15 protein-coding genes are annotated in these 13,866 nt (G+C 42.1%); 8 read left to right on the top strand and 7 right to left on the bottom strand.

Going from position 1 to position 13,866, the window contains the following annotated elements; genetic code table 11:
• Positions 1–193: 193 nt before the first annotated feature.
• The 3 genes from CYK47_RS01620 to ahcY all read right to left on the bottom strand — a co-directional run bounded on the left by CYK47_RS01620 (position 194) and on the right by ahcY (position 3,233).
• Positions 194–910 carry a 16S rRNA (uracil(1498)-N(3))-methyltransferase gene (locus CYK47_RS01620; protein WP_122898272.1) on the bottom strand — a complete coding sequence of 239 codons (717 nt, stop codon included), beginning with the start codon at positions 908–910 and terminating at the stop codon, positions 194–196.
• 27 nt (positions 911–937) lie between these two features.
• Positions 938–1,774: a methylenetetrahydrofolate reductase [NAD(P)H] gene (gene metF, locus CYK47_RS01625; protein ID WP_122898274.1), complete on the bottom strand. Its 837-nt coding sequence runs from the start codon at positions 1,772–1,774 to the stop codon at positions 938–940.
• A 76-nt stretch (positions 1,775–1,850) separates the two neighbouring features.
• Positions 1,851–3,233, bottom strand: a complete 1,383-nt coding sequence (gene ahcY, locus CYK47_RS01630) for an adenosylhomocysteinase (RefSeq protein WP_122898276.1) — start codon at positions 3,231–3,233, stop codon at positions 1,851–1,853.
• 359 nt (positions 3,234–3,592) lie between these two features.
• On the opposite strand from ahcY, the gene CYK47_RS01635 reads away from it, so the two are divergent.
• Both CYK47_RS01635 and CYK47_RS01640 read left to right on the top strand, forming a co-directional pair.
• Positions 3,593–4,906: an amidohydrolase gene (locus CYK47_RS01635; RefSeq protein ID WP_122898459.1), complete on the top strand. Its 1,314-nt coding sequence runs from the start codon at positions 3,593–3,595 to the stop codon at positions 4,904–4,906.
• A 59-nt stretch (positions 4,907–4,965) separates the two neighbouring features.
• Positions 4,966–5,439, top strand: coding sequence for a hypothetical protein (locus tag CYK47_RS01640; RefSeq protein ID WP_122898278.1), 474 nt, complete (start codon positions 4,966–4,968; stop codon positions 5,437–5,439).
• A gap of 11 nt (positions 5,440–5,450) precedes the next feature.
• Here the strand turns inward: CYK47_RS01640 and CYK47_RS01645 are convergent, their stop codons facing one another.
• The 4 genes from CYK47_RS01645 to CYK47_RS01660 form a co-directional block, all read right to left on the bottom strand.
• A complete protein-coding gene (locus CYK47_RS01645; protein WP_122898280.1) occupies positions 5,451–5,975 on the bottom strand; it encodes a tetratricopeptide repeat protein in 525 nt (174 codons plus the stop codon).
• A 149-nt stretch (positions 5,976–6,124) separates the two neighbouring features.
• Positions 6,125–6,466 (bottom strand): DUF3325 domain-containing protein, encoded by a 342-nt coding sequence (locus CYK47_RS01650; protein WP_122898282.1) that lies wholly within the window; start codon positions 6,464–6,466, stop codon positions 6,125–6,127.
• The gene (locus CYK47_RS01655; RefSeq protein WP_122898284.1) at positions 6,463–8,151 is read right to left on the bottom strand and encodes a PepSY-associated TM helix domain-containing protein; all 1,689 of its coding nucleotides are present in this window, start codon (positions 8,149–8,151) and stop codon (positions 6,463–6,465) included. The genes CYK47_RS01650 and CYK47_RS01655 overlap by 4 nt, the downstream gene beginning before the upstream one ends.
• A 1-nt stretch (position 8,152) precedes the next feature.
• Entirely contained in the window at positions 8,153–8,506 is a 354-nt protein-coding gene (locus tag CYK47_RS01660; RefSeq protein WP_122898286.1) for a hypothetical protein, read from the bottom strand.
• A gap of 179 nt (positions 8,507–8,685) precedes the next feature.
• On the opposite strand from CYK47_RS01660, the gene rutD reads away from it, so the two are divergent.
• The 6 genes from rutD to rutG all read left to right on the top strand — a co-directional run bounded on the left by rutD (position 8,686) and on the right by rutG (position 13,859).
• Positions 8,686–9,483, top strand: coding sequence for a pyrimidine utilization protein D (gene rutD / locus CYK47_RS01665; RefSeq protein WP_122898461.1), 798 nt, complete (start codon positions 8,686–8,688; stop codon positions 9,481–9,483).
• Positions 9,484–9,756: 273 nt separating this feature from the next.
• Positions 9,757–10,857 (top strand): pyrimidine utilization protein A, encoded by a 1,101-nt coding sequence (gene rutA, locus CYK47_RS01670; RefSeq protein ID WP_122898288.1) that lies wholly within the window; start codon positions 9,757–9,759, stop codon positions 10,855–10,857.
• On the top strand, positions 10,854–11,588 hold the full coding sequence (rutB, locus tag CYK47_RS01675; RefSeq protein ID WP_122898290.1) for a pyrimidine utilization protein B: 735 nt from the start codon (positions 10,854–10,856) through the stop codon (positions 11,586–11,588). Before rutA ends, rutB begins: the two co-directional genes overlap by 4 nt.
• Before the next feature lie 10 nt (positions 11,589–11,598).
• Positions 11,599–11,979, top strand: coding sequence for a pyrimidine utilization protein C (gene rutC, locus CYK47_RS01680; protein WP_122898292.1), 381 nt, complete (start codon positions 11,599–11,601; stop codon positions 11,977–11,979).
• A gap of 21 nt (positions 11,980–12,000) precedes the next feature.
• Entirely contained in the window at positions 12,001–12,516 is a 516-nt protein-coding gene (locus tag CYK47_RS01685) for a flavin reductase (RefSeq protein WP_122898295.1), read from the top strand.
• Positions 12,517–12,527: 11 nt separating this feature from the next.
• On the top strand, positions 12,528–13,859 hold the full coding sequence (rutG, locus tag CYK47_RS01690) for a pyrimidine utilization transport protein G (protein ID WP_122898297.1): 1,332 nt from the start codon (positions 12,528–12,530) through the stop codon (positions 13,857–13,859).
• The last annotated feature ends 7 nt before the right edge of the window (positions 13,860–13,866 follow it).

Raw genomic sequence — 13,866 nt, forward strand, 5'->3', positions numbered from 1 at the left:
GTTTAGTCTTAATAGCGTAGGGTTTTAACTGAATCTTTATTCAATTGTTGCTAAAACTGCTGAAACGATCAAGTTTAAGCAAGCAGTTTAAGTCAAAATAAGTCTTAAGCAAATCTCAGTATATGCAATACGGCCGCTAAAATTGAGTAATAAAAAAGCAGCCCGTAGGCTACTTCTTGCTGTGCACTTAAATTTAAGCAACAAAATGATAATTTAAAATAGATAATGCCACTACAGGCGCAGTTTCGGTACGCAGTACACGACGGCCAATACACCAATTAACAAAGCCTATATGGTTAGCGGCGGCAATTTCTGCTTCGCTTAAACCGCCTTCAGGACCAATCAATAAAGCCAAATCAGGCGTGGCTTTGTTCAGCACATTTGATTCATCTTTATTGGGTGCAAGCACAAGTCTGGTTGCGGGTAATTCAGTGGCTAACCATTTTTCTAAAGGCATAGGTGCTAAAATTTGGGGTACACGATTTAAGCCACATTGTTCACATGCTGCAATCGCGACACCTTGCCAGTGGTCTAGTTTTTTCTGATCACGGTCATACTTTAAACGCATTTCACAGCGCTCTGAGGTCAGTAACTGAATACTTGATACGCCAAGTTCCACCGCTTTTTGAATCGCATAATCCATACGATCACCTTTACTCATCACTTGACCCAAAAGGGCTGTAAAAGCAGGCGTACGGTTATCAGGATTAAAGCTCAGTACTTGAACAACAGCAGTTTTTTTATTGACTTCAATCAGCTCGACATCGTATTCACCGCCTTGTCCATTAAACAAAGTGGCTTTTTCACCGACTTGAGCACGGAGCACTTTACACCAATGATGAAAAACGGTCTCGGTTAAATCGGCAGACGTATCAACCGTTAACGTCGCTTCCATATAAAAACGTGGCATAAAATACTCACTTTAAAAACAATAAAATTAAGCTAGACCTAAGTCTTTGACCAGCTGACGAGTTGGGTCAGTGGTGTTCATGGTATAGAAATGCAAACTTGGAGCACCACCAGCAATCAGGCGTTCGCACAGTTTAACAATCACTTCATGACCAAAGGCCTTGATTGATGCAGTATCATCGCCATAGGTTGCCAATTGCTTACGAATCCAACGTGGGATTTCAGCACCTGTACCATCTGCAAAGCGAATTAAGTTACTGGCATTGGTAATTGGCATAATGCCTGGCGCAACAGGAATATTCACCCCTTCTTTTTGAATACGTTCTACAAAGTAGAAATACGCATCTGGATTAAAGAAGAACTGTGTTAATGCTGCATTGGCACCTGCATTGGCTTTCTCACAAAAATGTTTGATGTCTAGATCAAAACTATCTGCTTGAGGGTGCATTTCAGGATAAGCTGCCACTTCAATTTGAAAGTGGTCACCTGAATGTTCACGAATAAAACGTACAAGGTCAGTTGCATAAGGTAGCTCACCTAAGCCCACTTGACCTGATGGTAAGTCACCACGCAGTGCCACAATACGGTCAATGCCTTGAGATTTATACAAATCCAAAAGTTCAGCAATACGTGCTTTGCTGTCACCAATACAAGACAGGTGAGGCGCAACAGGTGTACCTTTGCCATTGAAATCAGCTAAGGTTGAAAGAGTGCGTTCACGGGTAGAACCACCTGCACCATAAGTCACAGAGAAAAACTCTGGCTTGAGCTGTTGCAGTTCTTGGTGAACAACTTTTAATTTTTCCGCACCTGCATCAGTTTTAGTTGGGAAAAATTCAAAAGAAATAGGAATTTTTTTAGACATGTTCAAATCCTTTAAACTTATAAATTGCAATAAAAAACCAAAGAAAAGCAGGCAAGATGCCTGCTTTTTCTAAAGATTAGTATTTATAAGCTTCAGCTTTGAATGGACCTTCAACAGCAACACCTAAGTAGTCTGCTTGTTCTTGGGTTAATTGTGTTAATACACCGCCAAAACCAGCAACCATTGCCGCAGCAACTTCTTCGTCTAATTTCTTAGGAATCAATTCAACACGGATTTTTGCAGCTTTTTCTTCTTCTGGAAGATCAGCAAACTTCTCAGCAAATAAGTGCATTTGACCGAGTACTTGGTTGGCAAAAGAACCATCCATAATACGTGACGGGTGACCTGTTGCATTACCAAGGTTTACCAAACGACCTTCAGATAAAAGGATTAAATAATCGTTTTCGTTTTCTGAACGATATACTTGGTGAACTTGAGGTTTCACTTCAACCCACTTGTAACCACGTAAGTAGTTCGTATCGATTTCAGTATCGAAGTGACCAATGTTACACACAACTGCACCCGCTTTTAATGAATCCAGCATTGCAGCATCACAAACGTGGTAGTTACCTGTTGTGGTTACGATTAAGTCAGTGTTTTGCAGAAGATCAAGATTTACGTCTTCTTTTTTACCAGTTTGAACGCCATTTTTGTATGGAGAAACAACTTCATAACCATCCATACATGCTTGCATTGCACAGATTGGATCAACTTCTGTTACACGTACAATCATGCCTTCTTGACGAAGTGATTGCGCAGAACCTTTACCTACATCACCGTAACCAATCACAAGCGCACGACGGCCAGACAACAACATATCTGTACCACGTTTGATGGCATCATTTAACGAGTGGCGGCAACCGTATTTGTTGTCGTTTTTAGATTTAGTTACAGAATCGTTGACGTTGATTGCAGGCACTTTTAAAGTACCGTCACGTAACATTTCGTACAGACGTTGCACACCTGTCGTGGTTTCTTCAGTTACACCGTGGATTTTTGCAATCACTTCTGGGTATTTTTCATGCACAAGTAGGGTTAAATCACCACCGTCATCTAAAATCATGTTGGCATCCCAAGGCGTGCCATTGACATTGATTTGTTGCTCTAAACACCACATGTATTCTTCTTCTGTTTCGCCTTTCCAAGCAAAAACAGGAATACCCGCAGCAGCGATTGCAGCAGCAGCGTGATCTTGCGTAGAGAAGATGTTACAAGATGTCCAACGAACTTCAGCGCCAAGCTCTACTAGAGTTTCAATTAAAACCGCAGTTTGGATTGTCATGTGGATACAACCCAAGATTTTAGCACCTGCAAGTGGCTTCGCTGCAGCATAACGCTTACGCAGACCCATAAGGGCTGGCATTTCAGCTTCTGCAAGTTTAATTTCTTTACGGCCGTAGTCCGCTAAAGTGATATCTGCTACTTTATAATCTGTAAATGAAGCATTAACCGCGTTCATCACGATCTCCTTAATTAATAATAAAAATTGATCATTCAGTTCGCGGATGCCGTTGTTGGTCTGTCTAGAAAAAACAAACCGATCGTCGAGCCTGGCCAGTCTTACATTTGGTGCCTGTAAGATCAGTCGCAGCATCCCTCGACTAGGGCAGTATTGTACTTGGAAAACTGCCAAGGGGAAAGCCATGTGCTTCGGTTTTGGTTGAATATTTAAGCACTAAATGGGTTTTGTTTTATATCTTTAAGGTATTAAATCCATACTTAAATAGTGGCGCAGGCCGATCTTCACTTCGCTTATGCTAAGTGATCGAAAACAACAGGAACAAGATCATAATGCGAAAAATTGTCCAGTATGCTGTGATGGGACTTACATTTGCCAGTAGCCCATTGGCTTTGGCGGATTGGGTGAAAGATGCCGCACAATCGGTAGAAGGCAAAACTATTCAGCTACGTCAGCATATTCATCAACACCCTGAACTGGGCAATATGGAATTTGAAACCTCAAAATTAGTACAAAAAGAACTTAAATCTTATGGTATTGAGGTCAAGACTGGTTTTGCTAAAACAGGGGTGATTGGTATCTTAAAAGGCGCTAAACCCGGCCCTGTGATGGCCTTACGTGCCGATATGGACGCATTGCCTATGCAAGAAAAAACCAATTTAAGTTTTGCAAGTCAAGTTAAAGCGATATATCAAGGCAAAGAAAGCCATGTCATGCATGCCTGTGGGCATGATGCACATACTGCAATGTTGTTAGGTGCAGCCAAAGTATTGGCGGAAAATAAAGCCAATATCGCAGGCACAGTGGTGTTTGTGTTCCAACCTGCAGAAGAAGGCGGGGCTGATATTGATAACTTTAGTCAAGGTGATCAAATTGGTTCACGTAAAATGATTGCTGATGGTGCATTTAAGCAAGTGAAGCCAGAGGTGATTTTTGGCTTGCATGTGATTGCGGGTATTCCAAGCGGACATTTACATTATAAGTCGGGGGCGATTTTAAATAGTGCTGATAATTTAAGAATTAGCGTCAATGGACAACAAGTACATGGTTCGATGCCATGGGCAGGGCGTGACCCAATTGTTGCATCTGCGCAGATGATTAACAATTTGCAGAGTATTATTAGTCGTCGCACAGATTTAACCCAAGGCATGGGTGTGGTAAGTATTGGACATATTCAAGCGGGTACCGCAGGCAATATTATTCCTGAGCAAGTGTCGATGCTGGGTACGATTCGCTCCAATAATGAAAGTATTCGCGAGAATATTTTAAAAACGATCCCACAAGTGGTGGAACATACTGCGGCTGCACATGAGGTAAAGGCTCAGGTTGAGATTGCCGCCTATGCACCTGTGACCATGAATGATGCAACTTTAACAGAAGCCATGACAGCCACTTTAAAACAAGCAGCCAATGGCAATGTGAAAATTTTAGCCAATAATGCCAGTGCCAGTGAGGACTTTGCTTATTATGGCAAGCTGATGCCATCTTTATTTGTGTTTTTAGGGGCAACGCCTGCCCATCAAGATATGAAAAAAGCCGCGCCAAACCATAGCCCTTACTTTTTGGTGGATGATGCTACTTTAAAAACGGGTGTAGAAAGCCATGTGCGGTTTATTTTAGATTATCCAAAAGTAGCAAGCCAAGTGCAAAGTGCTTGGAGAAATAAGATCTAGTTTTTAATTACTTAGGTTTAAGTTATTCTATGCGTAGGGTAACTTAACTATTTTATATAATGAAAAAACTAATTATTAGCTTGGCTGGTGCTGAGAATACAGGAAAGACACAAACTTTAACTTTATTGATTGAGATGTTGGTCAAGGATGCTTTTGCACAGCCTGATACTTTGGTCAAATGTTTAAAGATGGAAAATGCAGATATGCGTTTGATTGTAGCAATAGGTGATATCAAAGTTGCTGTGGATACCAAGGGTGATCCCGATACCAAATTATTCGAGCGCATAAGTGAATTAGATAGCTGTGATTACATTATTTGTGCGTGTCGTACACGGGGTGAAACATATGATGCAATTCAAGACTTTGCTCAAAAAACAAAACGCAAGCGTATTAAGCTACATACTTATGAAGTTGAACCTTCATTGAATCGAACTAATACAGCTGCGAGTCAAATTTTGAATGAACTGAAAGCGCAACATATCTATCAATATTTGATGAATAAAGTGCATGAGCAACAAAAAGCCCTCAATTGAGGGCTTTATTTTTATGCATCTTTGGCTTCTAAAGCATCGGCTTTTTGCGTCCAAAAGTCGGCTTTTTCTTCATCGGCATCTACACCTAAAGCATTGGCATAAATAAAGGCTAAATCACGCATGGCTTGTAATTCACCTAAGTTGGCAGCTTGTTCAACCAATTCCACAGATTTAACTACATCTTTTTCAACCACATCGCCACGGCGGTAAAAGCCTGCCAACTCTAAAATCGCGGCAGCGTGCTTGCGTTCTGCAGCTTGTTTTAACCAATTATGGGCATGTTCAAAATAAGTTTTCGCTTCTTCAGGATCTTCTTCCGCGACTTCTTTGGCATACACGGTATAACCTTCGCCTAGCCAATACATCGATTCAACATGACCTAAAGAGGCAGCTTTTAGCGCCCATTCTTCAGCACGTTCGATATCTTCATCGTGTTCGCTGCTCATATACAGTTGAGCTAAATCAAATTGCGCTTCTAAATTACCAGCAGTCGCACGGTTTAATAGCGCTTTAGGCACAGAAATTGGAGTAGTCATGGGAAGATCTCAATAAAAAACCTACTAAGCCTAAGCTGCTTTATAAAAAAAGCAATCATCGTGAGATAAATTTTTACCAATGCGCTGCAAATGAGAATCTAGACCATAAAAAAGCCCGCACGAGGCGAGCTTTGTTATAGGCAAAGCCATTAAAGCAAATGGATGACCAGTGCTAAGCCACTTAAGATCATCGAAACCATAGCCAATAATTTTACTTTATGGGCAAAATAGCTCAGGGTTAAGCCGACCATGAGCGCTGAGAAACTGAGTACCCCAATCCAATAGCTGATCATGTTGCTGATACTATCGCCGTGGATGATACAAGCCACTAAGCCGGCAATCAGTAGTAACCAACCCACGATACTCGCAAGTTTGGTTTGCTTGGCATTCAGTTCTTTGCCAAAGATCTGTTTTTGATGCTTGGACATCGAAGTGGCTAAGCCAATAAAACCTAAGTTACATAGCGCCCAAATGAAAATAAACCAACTCATTCGTTATTCTCCTGTGGTGCTTTGCCTGCTTTGGCTTTTTTTGCTGCTGGATTTTGGTGATTTTTAACTTTAATTAAGCTAAATCCAAACACGACTGCCAACACCCACATGGCTAAATCAAAAGATGCAATCACCCATTGACCATGGGCAATACTGCTCCAAAGTGGCGCACCCCCAGTGATAAAGTTGAGTACGGGTAATAATGCAAATAGAGCAGTGGCAAGGGTCAGCATTTCTAACCATGCTTGGCGGTGTTTACGAATTAAGGCATAGACAAATACCAAGCCCCAAGCAATAAAGAAGGCACGAATCTCCAAGGCACTGCGTTTTTCTAAACCGGCATCAATCAAACGGTTGGCATAAAAATACACTGCACAGGCAATTGGTAAACCAATAATCGCTGTTACGTTTAATACTTCTACTGTACGGTAGCCAAAAGATTTATAACCTTGTTTTTCTTGTTGCGGGGCACGTTTAACACACCACAATAACAAGCCAGTTGCCACCATGAGTGTGCCTAAAATACCGGATAAGAATAAAATCCAACGTAAAGATAAATCTACACCGCGTGCTTCATGCAAAGTGGTGGTGACATTATAAATTGCTGCAGGAATGGTTGGATTTTTTAGTTTTGAACCATCATCTGGATTTTCAAGGCCTGTGACCCCGTTATAACTTAAAGTTTGGTAAATATTGCGATGGGCAACACTTTCACCATGTAAAGCACGTAGTTCAATTTCGGCTTTGGTCGTGTTAGGTGCCACGATGGTAATGGTACCGACACGATTGTTTGGCCATTGTTGCTGTGCATCAGCAATAATTGGGGCAAGATCAGTCAGTGGTGCAGGTTTTGGTTCGGCCTTAGGACGACGTTCGCCGCGACCTTCACCACGTACTTGCTGACCTTCAGCACGTTCAGCTTCAGGACGCACTTGTTCAGGTGTTTCAATTAATGCTTTACGTTGTTCTTGTAAAAATGCACCGCGGTTGTCATAAATTCGCTCGATCCCCCATGGCATCAGGGTAAATAACAGCAGCAATAGACCACTAAATGTAATCATGAGATGGAATGGGAGGGCAAATACCGCAGTGGCATTATGCGCATCTAACCATGAGCGCTGACCTTTACCTGGACGGAAGGTAAAGAAATCTGTAAAGATTTTTTTATGGGTGATAATACCGCTGATGATAGCAACAAACATCAACATAGTGGCGATGCCCACAATCCAACGTGCCCAACTGCGTTCTAAACCATACAGTTCAAAGTGAAAACGATAGAGGAAACTTCCGCCACGGGTTTCACGCGCTTCTAACACTTCACCCGTTGCACTATCTAAAGTAATCCGTTGACCACCACGACGCGCGCGCGGGTCTTCATTCGCACCACGAATACTTAAAACCGTAGTATTTTGCCGTGATGTTGGTAGTTGAATCGACCAACTACCCGCATCTGGATGGTTTTTTTGTAAATAATTTAAGGCAACTTGAGTTTGTTGAATTTGTGATTGACTCGGAACTGACTGATGCAGCTCAGGTTTCATCCAAACGCTAATTTCATTTTGGAAGAAACTTAATGTACCTGTCACAAAAATCGCATACAGCAGCCAACCTAAAATAAGGCTGGCCCATGTATGCAACCAAGACATTGACTGACGTGGGCCTTCTGCTTTTCCATCTACACGCATTTTAGTTCCCTAAAAATTGAACAATAAGCCATAGCACAAGGCTAGGAATAACAATGCCAAGACTGGCTTTTACGGTTTTTTGCACCATAAACACCCAAATAAAGGCAGCACAGTACACACAAAAGGCAATTAGGGTCGCACTCATGGCTGCGCTTGCAGGATTGGCCACAAATAATTCCGCGATACAAATGGCACTTAAAGCAGAGAGTATATAGCCGCCCACTAAAGCCAATACAAAGCGATAGAAAATCATGAAACGGTAACTAAAAGGAGTAGCAGGCTTTACTTTTTTGGGGCGCTTGACGCGTGGATCATGGATTGGCTCGAAGCGATCCACATGAAGAGGGGTGTTCATGTTGTATTAAAGTGAATAGTGAAAATTTACGAAATGATAACAATTATTATTTATATTTAAAATCTCTTTTGTCTGCTAAAGTGAAAAAATTATGCGATTTCGTTGTATCTTGGCAGGCTTGATCTAACACGGCATGTATTTTGCAAAGTGTTGCTTGAATTTTGGCAACGAGAATGTATATGCAGACACAACTTTATCCTTGTCATCGTACACAGGCAGATTACATGCTATTGTCTTCTGGACTCGGTGGGCATGGCACATTTTGGCAACCGCAAATTGCGGTTTTACAGCAATATTTTCATGTTTTGGTCTATGATCAAGTCGGTTGTCATCAAAACAGTGGCATGCTTAAAGATGGTTATAGCATGACTGATATGGCGCAAGAGCTACTTGATTTAATCCAACAAGAAAAGATTCAGCGGCTACATTTTATGGGGCATGCCTTAGGGGCGTTAATTGGGATTGAACTGGCGCGTTTAGTGCAAAGTTTAAAGATTGAAATCTTAACGTTAACCGCGATTAATGCTTGGAATCAGCCTGACCCACATACGCTGAAGTGTTTCCAAGCCAGAACGCGATTGCTGCAATATGCAGGTAGTGCGGCTTATGTAGAAGCACAAGCTTTGTTTTTATATCCACCGGCATGGATTTCTGCGCATCATCAAACGATTGCCAAACAAGAACAAAAGCAGTTACAAGATTTCCCACCGCCTGCCAATGTTTTGGCACGAATTCGGGCTTTAAGTGTGTTTCAAGTCAATGCCGAGCATCGTGCTGCATTGGCTAAAACTCGCTTGCATTTTATTGCCAATCGCGATGATTTTTTAGTGCCGTATCAGAAAAGTGAAGATTTAAAAAAAATTTTGGGTCATGGTAAATTAAGTATTTTTAATCATGGTGCACATGCCTGCACGGTCACTGAAACGGAACAAATCAATCAAGCTATTTTAAACTTTTTACAACCCAGCTTTGCTTGATGGAATTTTTGATTAACCGCCCTTGATGGGCGGTTTTTTATGGCGCATTTTTTACCAAAAGTTTAAAAAACGCACTATTTTAAACATTCACTTCATAAAAAATTTTTAAGTTAAAAAAGCGTTTTTTACTTAATAGTCAAAAAAATACATTCTAATTGATTGATTTAAATGTACTAAATATATGTTGGCACAGCCTTTGCTAAATCTATGATGAACAATAAAACTGCATCTGCAGACAAAAAAGTAAAAGCAAAATAAACAGTGAGGTGTGTGATGAAAGTCGGCGTTTTTTGTCCTATTGGAAATAATGGTTGGTTACTCTCGGAAAATGCACCGCAATATCAGCCCAGTTTTGAGCTGAATAAACAGATCGTGCAACGTGCAGAACATTACGGTTTTGACTTTGCTTTATCGATGATTAAGCTGCGTGGCTTTGGCGGTAAAACTGAATTTTGGGAGCATAACTTAGAAAGTTTTACTTTAATGGCCGGCCTTGCTGCTGTGACCTCAAAAATTCAAATTTATGCCACTGCAGCAACTTTAGTTATGCCACCTGCGATTGTAGCGCGTATGGCATCCACCATTGATTCAATTTCCAATGGTCGCTTTGGTTTAAATGTAGTGACTGGTTGGCAAGCACCAGAATACAGCCAAATGGGGATGTGGCCGGGCGATGAATATTTTGGCAAACGCTATGAATATTTGTCTGAATACGTGCAAATTTTACGTGAACTGTGGACCGATGGACGTTCAGATTTTAAAGGTGAACATTTCACCATGAACGATTGCCGCGTCAGTCCAAAACCGCAAGCCGATATGAAAATTATTTGCGCAGGACAATCGGATGCAGGTTTGGCGTTTTCCGCGCAATATGCCGACTATAACTTTGTATTTGGCAAAGGTTTAAATACCCCAACGGCTTATGCTGAAATTAACGATCGTTTAAAAACCCATACCGATCAAACCGATCGTGATGTACAAACTTATGTGCTGTTTATGGTGATTGCAGCCGAAACCGATGCTGAAGCCTTTGCCAAATGGCAACACTATAACGAGGGTGCCGATGTCGAAGCGATTAATTGGTTGATGAATCAAGGCGGTAAAGACACCAAATCTGGCAGTGACACCAATATTCGCCAAATGGCATCGAGTGTCTCGCCGGTGAATATCAATATGGGCACCTTAGTCGGCTCTTATGCCAATGTCGCGAAAATGCTCGATGAGATTGGGCAAATTCAGGGTACTGAGGGTATTTTACTCACCTTTGATGACTTTATTCAGGGGGTAGAAGATTTTGGTCAACGCATTCAACCTTTAATGCAATGCCGTCAGCATGTGGTGGTAGATGGGCAAACTTTGGAGAAAACAGCATGAGTATTGTATGTAGTGAATTTACCCAAGCGATTGGCACCGGCAAAGTCTTAAACGCACGTCCTGAAGCCATTCAAATTGCACCTGAGCAAACTGCGCTGATTGTGATTGATATGCAAAATGCCTATACCTCAAAAGGTGGCTATTTAGACTTAGCCGGTTTTGATGTGTCACAAACGGCGCCTGTAGTGGCGAATATTCAAAAAGCAGTAGATGCAGCACACAGTGCCGGCATACAAGTGATTTATTTTAAAAATGGTTGGGACAACCAGTACCGTGAAGCCGGTGGTTTAAATTCACCTAACTTTCATAAATCCAATGCCTTAAAAACCATGCGCCAAAATCCAAATCTATATGGCAAGTTACTGGCCAAAGGTGAATGGGATTTTGAGTTGATTGATCAGCTTAAACCTCAACTACAGGATTTAGTCATTGAAAAACCCCGTTACAGTGGCTTCTTTAATACCGCTTTAGACAGCATGTTACGTTGCCGTGGTATTCGTAATTTGGTTTTTGTCGGCATTGCCACCAATGTCTGTGTGGAATCGACTTTACGTGATGGTTTCTTTTTAGAATATTTTGGCGTGGTGTTAGAAGATGCTTGTCATCAAGCTGGGCCAAGCGAAGCCCATGCTGCCAGTATTTATAATGTTGAAACCTTCTTTGGTTGGGTGAGTCATACCGAAAAATTCTGCAGCACTTTTCAAAACAATAACTTAAAACAATCTGCATAATGAGAAGCATATGCCAAAACAAGTGATTATCCCCCCAGGAACGGCCAAGCCACTCGCGCCTTATGTGCCTGCCACCAAAGCTGACAACATTATTTATGTGTCAGGAACTTTGGCCTTTGATGAAAATAACAACGTGGTACATGTAGGTGATGCAGCCGCGCAAACGCGACATATTTTAGAAACCATTAAAGGCGTCTTAGCAGCAGCAGGCGGCAGCATGGAGGACATTACCTTTAATCATATCTTTGTTAAAGACTGGGCTGATTATGCCGCGATTAATGCAGTCTATGCCGAATATTTCCCTGGAGATAAGCCGGCACGTTATTGCCTTCAAACCGGTTTAGTCAAACCTGAAGCTTTGGTTGAAATTGCCTCAACTGCACATTTATAAAATAAAAAACAGAGGTCAGTCATGAACAGTAAACTGCAATTCACTGAAAGCCTAGATCCCTTAAGTTTTCGACAGGGCATGGCACATTTAGCTGCCGCCGTGAACATTATTACCACGTGTACAGCACAGGGGCAGGCGGGTTTTACCGCTTCGGCAGTCTGTAGTGTGACTGACCAACCGGCCACTTTATTGGTGTGTATTAACCAAAAATCCTCGGTGTTTGAATATTTTCAAAACAGCGACGTGTTATGCGTCAATACCTTAAGCCATGAGCAGCAAGCACTCGCTAATTTATTTGCCAGTAAAACCCCACAAAATCAGCGTTTTCATGCAAATACATGGGCAACCCTAAAAACCGGCGCGCCTGTGCTGACAGATGCTTTGGTGGCATTTGATTGTTTAATTCGAGAGCGGCAGGTGGTGGGCAGTCATATGTTACTCATCTGTGAAGTGCAGGCGATGCAAAGCCCGAAAGCCGCGCAGGCCTTAGTGTATTTTAATCGTCAATATTGTGCGCCCATTGCAATGCCACATTAGGAGGGCAGCCGATGTCAAAAGAAGCTTGGTTTGCAAAATTTAAGCCCTATCAAGGCAATTTAGATAGCACACCTGTACAAATAGATGAATATCTACCCGCAGGTAAAAGCATCGTACTGGGTTTACAGCATGCTTTTGCCATGTTTGGAGCAACTGTACTGGCACCCTTACTGATGGGTTTTGACCCGAATCTGACTATTTTTATTACCGGCATTGGTACGATCTTATTTTTCCTGATCACCGGTGGACGCATGCCAAGTTACCTTGGCTCGAGTTTTGCCTTTATTGGCGCAGTGGCTGCAGCAACGGGTTATGCCGGTGCAGGCTCTAATCCCAATATTGCCTTAGCCTTAGGCGGTACTATTGTCTGTGGTTTGATTTATGCGTTGATTGGTTTGGTAGTGATGAAAATTGGCACAGCATGGATTGAAAAACTCATGCCACCTTTGGTCACGGGTGCCATTGTGATGATCATTGGTTTAAATTTGGCGCCTGTGACCATTCAAAGCGTATCGGGTGATAGCTTTGATAGCTGGATGGCGGTCGTGACCATCTTATGTATTAGCCTTGTTGCGGTGTTTACCCGTGGCATGTTACGGCGTTTATTGCTGTTGGTCGGTTTAGTGGCTGCTTACCTAGTGTATTTTGTCCTGACCAATGTTTTAGGCTTAGGCAAGCCTATTGATTTTGCACCGATTGCCAATGCCGCGTGGTTTGGTCTACCGACTTTTTACAGTCCTGTGTTTGAAGCGAATGCGATTTTACTGATTGCCCCTGTGGCGTTAATTTTAGTGGCAGAAAACTTAGGTCACTTTAAAGCAGTCTCGGCGATGACCGGTAAAAACCTTGATCCTTATATGGGACGCGCTTTTTTTGCTGATGGCGTATGTACTTCATTGTCAGGTTCGGTGGGTGGTACAGGTATGACCACTTATGCTGAAAACATTGGGGTGATGGCTGTCACCAAGGTGTATAGCACCACCATTTTTGTGATTGCAGGTTGTTTTGCCATATTGCTCGGCTTGTCGCCTAAATTTGGCGCAGTGATTAGCACGATTCCGGTGGCATTATTGGGCGGTGCTTCGATTGTCGTGTTTGGATTGATCACTATTGCTGGGGCAAAAATTTGGATTGATCATAAAGTCGATTTTACCCAAAACAGCACTTTAATTATTGCCGCAGTGAGCTTAATTATGGGTGCAGGTAATTTAAGTCTTAAAATTGGCAGTTTTGATTTGGGTGGGATTGGAACCGCAACTTTGGCGGCAATTTTACTCAATTTATTATTCAATCGTGGGGCAAAAACGACACTGGTAGACGCCAAACAAGCTGTATCACATTGAAAAAAAG

The organism is Acinetobacter sp. B51(2017), from assembly GCF_003711395.1.
In the GTDB taxonomy this organism is placed as follows: Bacteria; Pseudomonadota; Gammaproteobacteria; order Pseudomonadales; family Moraxellaceae; genus Acinetobacter.

Excerpts from the sequence above, each read along its gene's own strand:
- CYK47_RS01620 (WP_122898272.1), bottom strand. The coding sequence starts at position 910 with ATGCCACGTTTTTATATGGAAGCGACGTTAACGGTTGATACGTCTGCC.
- metF (WP_122898274.1), bottom strand. The coding sequence starts at position 1,774 with ATGTCTAAAAAAATTCCTATTTCTTTTGAATTTTTCCCAACTAAAACT.
- ahcY (WP_122898276.1), bottom strand. The coding sequence starts at position 3,233 with ATGAACGCGGTTAATGCTTCATTTACAGATTATAAAGTAGCAGATATC.
- CYK47_RS01635 (WP_122898459.1), top strand. The coding sequence starts at position 3,593 with ATGGGACTTACATTTGCCAGTAGCCCATTGGCTTTGGCGGATTGGGTG.
- CYK47_RS01640 (WP_122898278.1), top strand. The coding sequence starts at position 4,966 with ATGAAAAAACTAATTATTAGCTTGGCTGGTGCTGAGAATACAGGAAAG.
- CYK47_RS01645 (WP_122898280.1), bottom strand. The coding sequence starts at position 5,975 with ATGACTACTCCAATTTCTGTGCCTAAAGCGCTATTAAACCGTGCGACT.
- CYK47_RS01650 (WP_122898282.1), bottom strand. The coding sequence starts at position 6,466 with ATGAGTTGGTTTATTTTCATTTGGGCGCTATGTAACTTAGGTTTTATT.
- CYK47_RS01655 (WP_122898284.1), bottom strand. The coding sequence starts at position 8,151 with ATGCGTGTAGATGGAAAAGCAGAAGGCCCACGTCAGTCAATGTCTTGG.
- CYK47_RS01660 (WP_122898286.1), bottom strand. The coding sequence starts at position 8,506 with ATGAACACCCCTCTTCATGTGGATCGCTTCGAGCCAATCCATGATCCA.
- rutD (WP_122898461.1), top strand. The coding sequence starts at position 8,686 with ATGCAGACACAACTTTATCCTTGTCATCGTACACAGGCAGATTACATG.
- rutA (WP_122898288.1), top strand. The coding sequence starts at position 9,757 with ATGAAAGTCGGCGTTTTTTGTCCTATTGGAAATAATGGTTGGTTACTC.
- rutB (WP_122898290.1), top strand. The coding sequence starts at position 10,854 with ATGAGTATTGTATGTAGTGAATTTACCCAAGCGATTGGCACCGGCAAA.
- rutC (WP_122898292.1), top strand. The coding sequence starts at position 11,599 with ATGCCAAAACAAGTGATTATCCCCCCAGGAACGGCCAAGCCACTCGCG.
- CYK47_RS01685 (WP_122898295.1), top strand. The coding sequence starts at position 12,001 with ATGAACAGTAAACTGCAATTCACTGAAAGCCTAGATCCCTTAAGTTTT.
- rutG (WP_122898297.1), top strand. The coding sequence starts at position 12,528 with ATGTCAAAAGAAGCTTGGTTTGCAAAATTTAAGCCCTATCAAGGCAAT.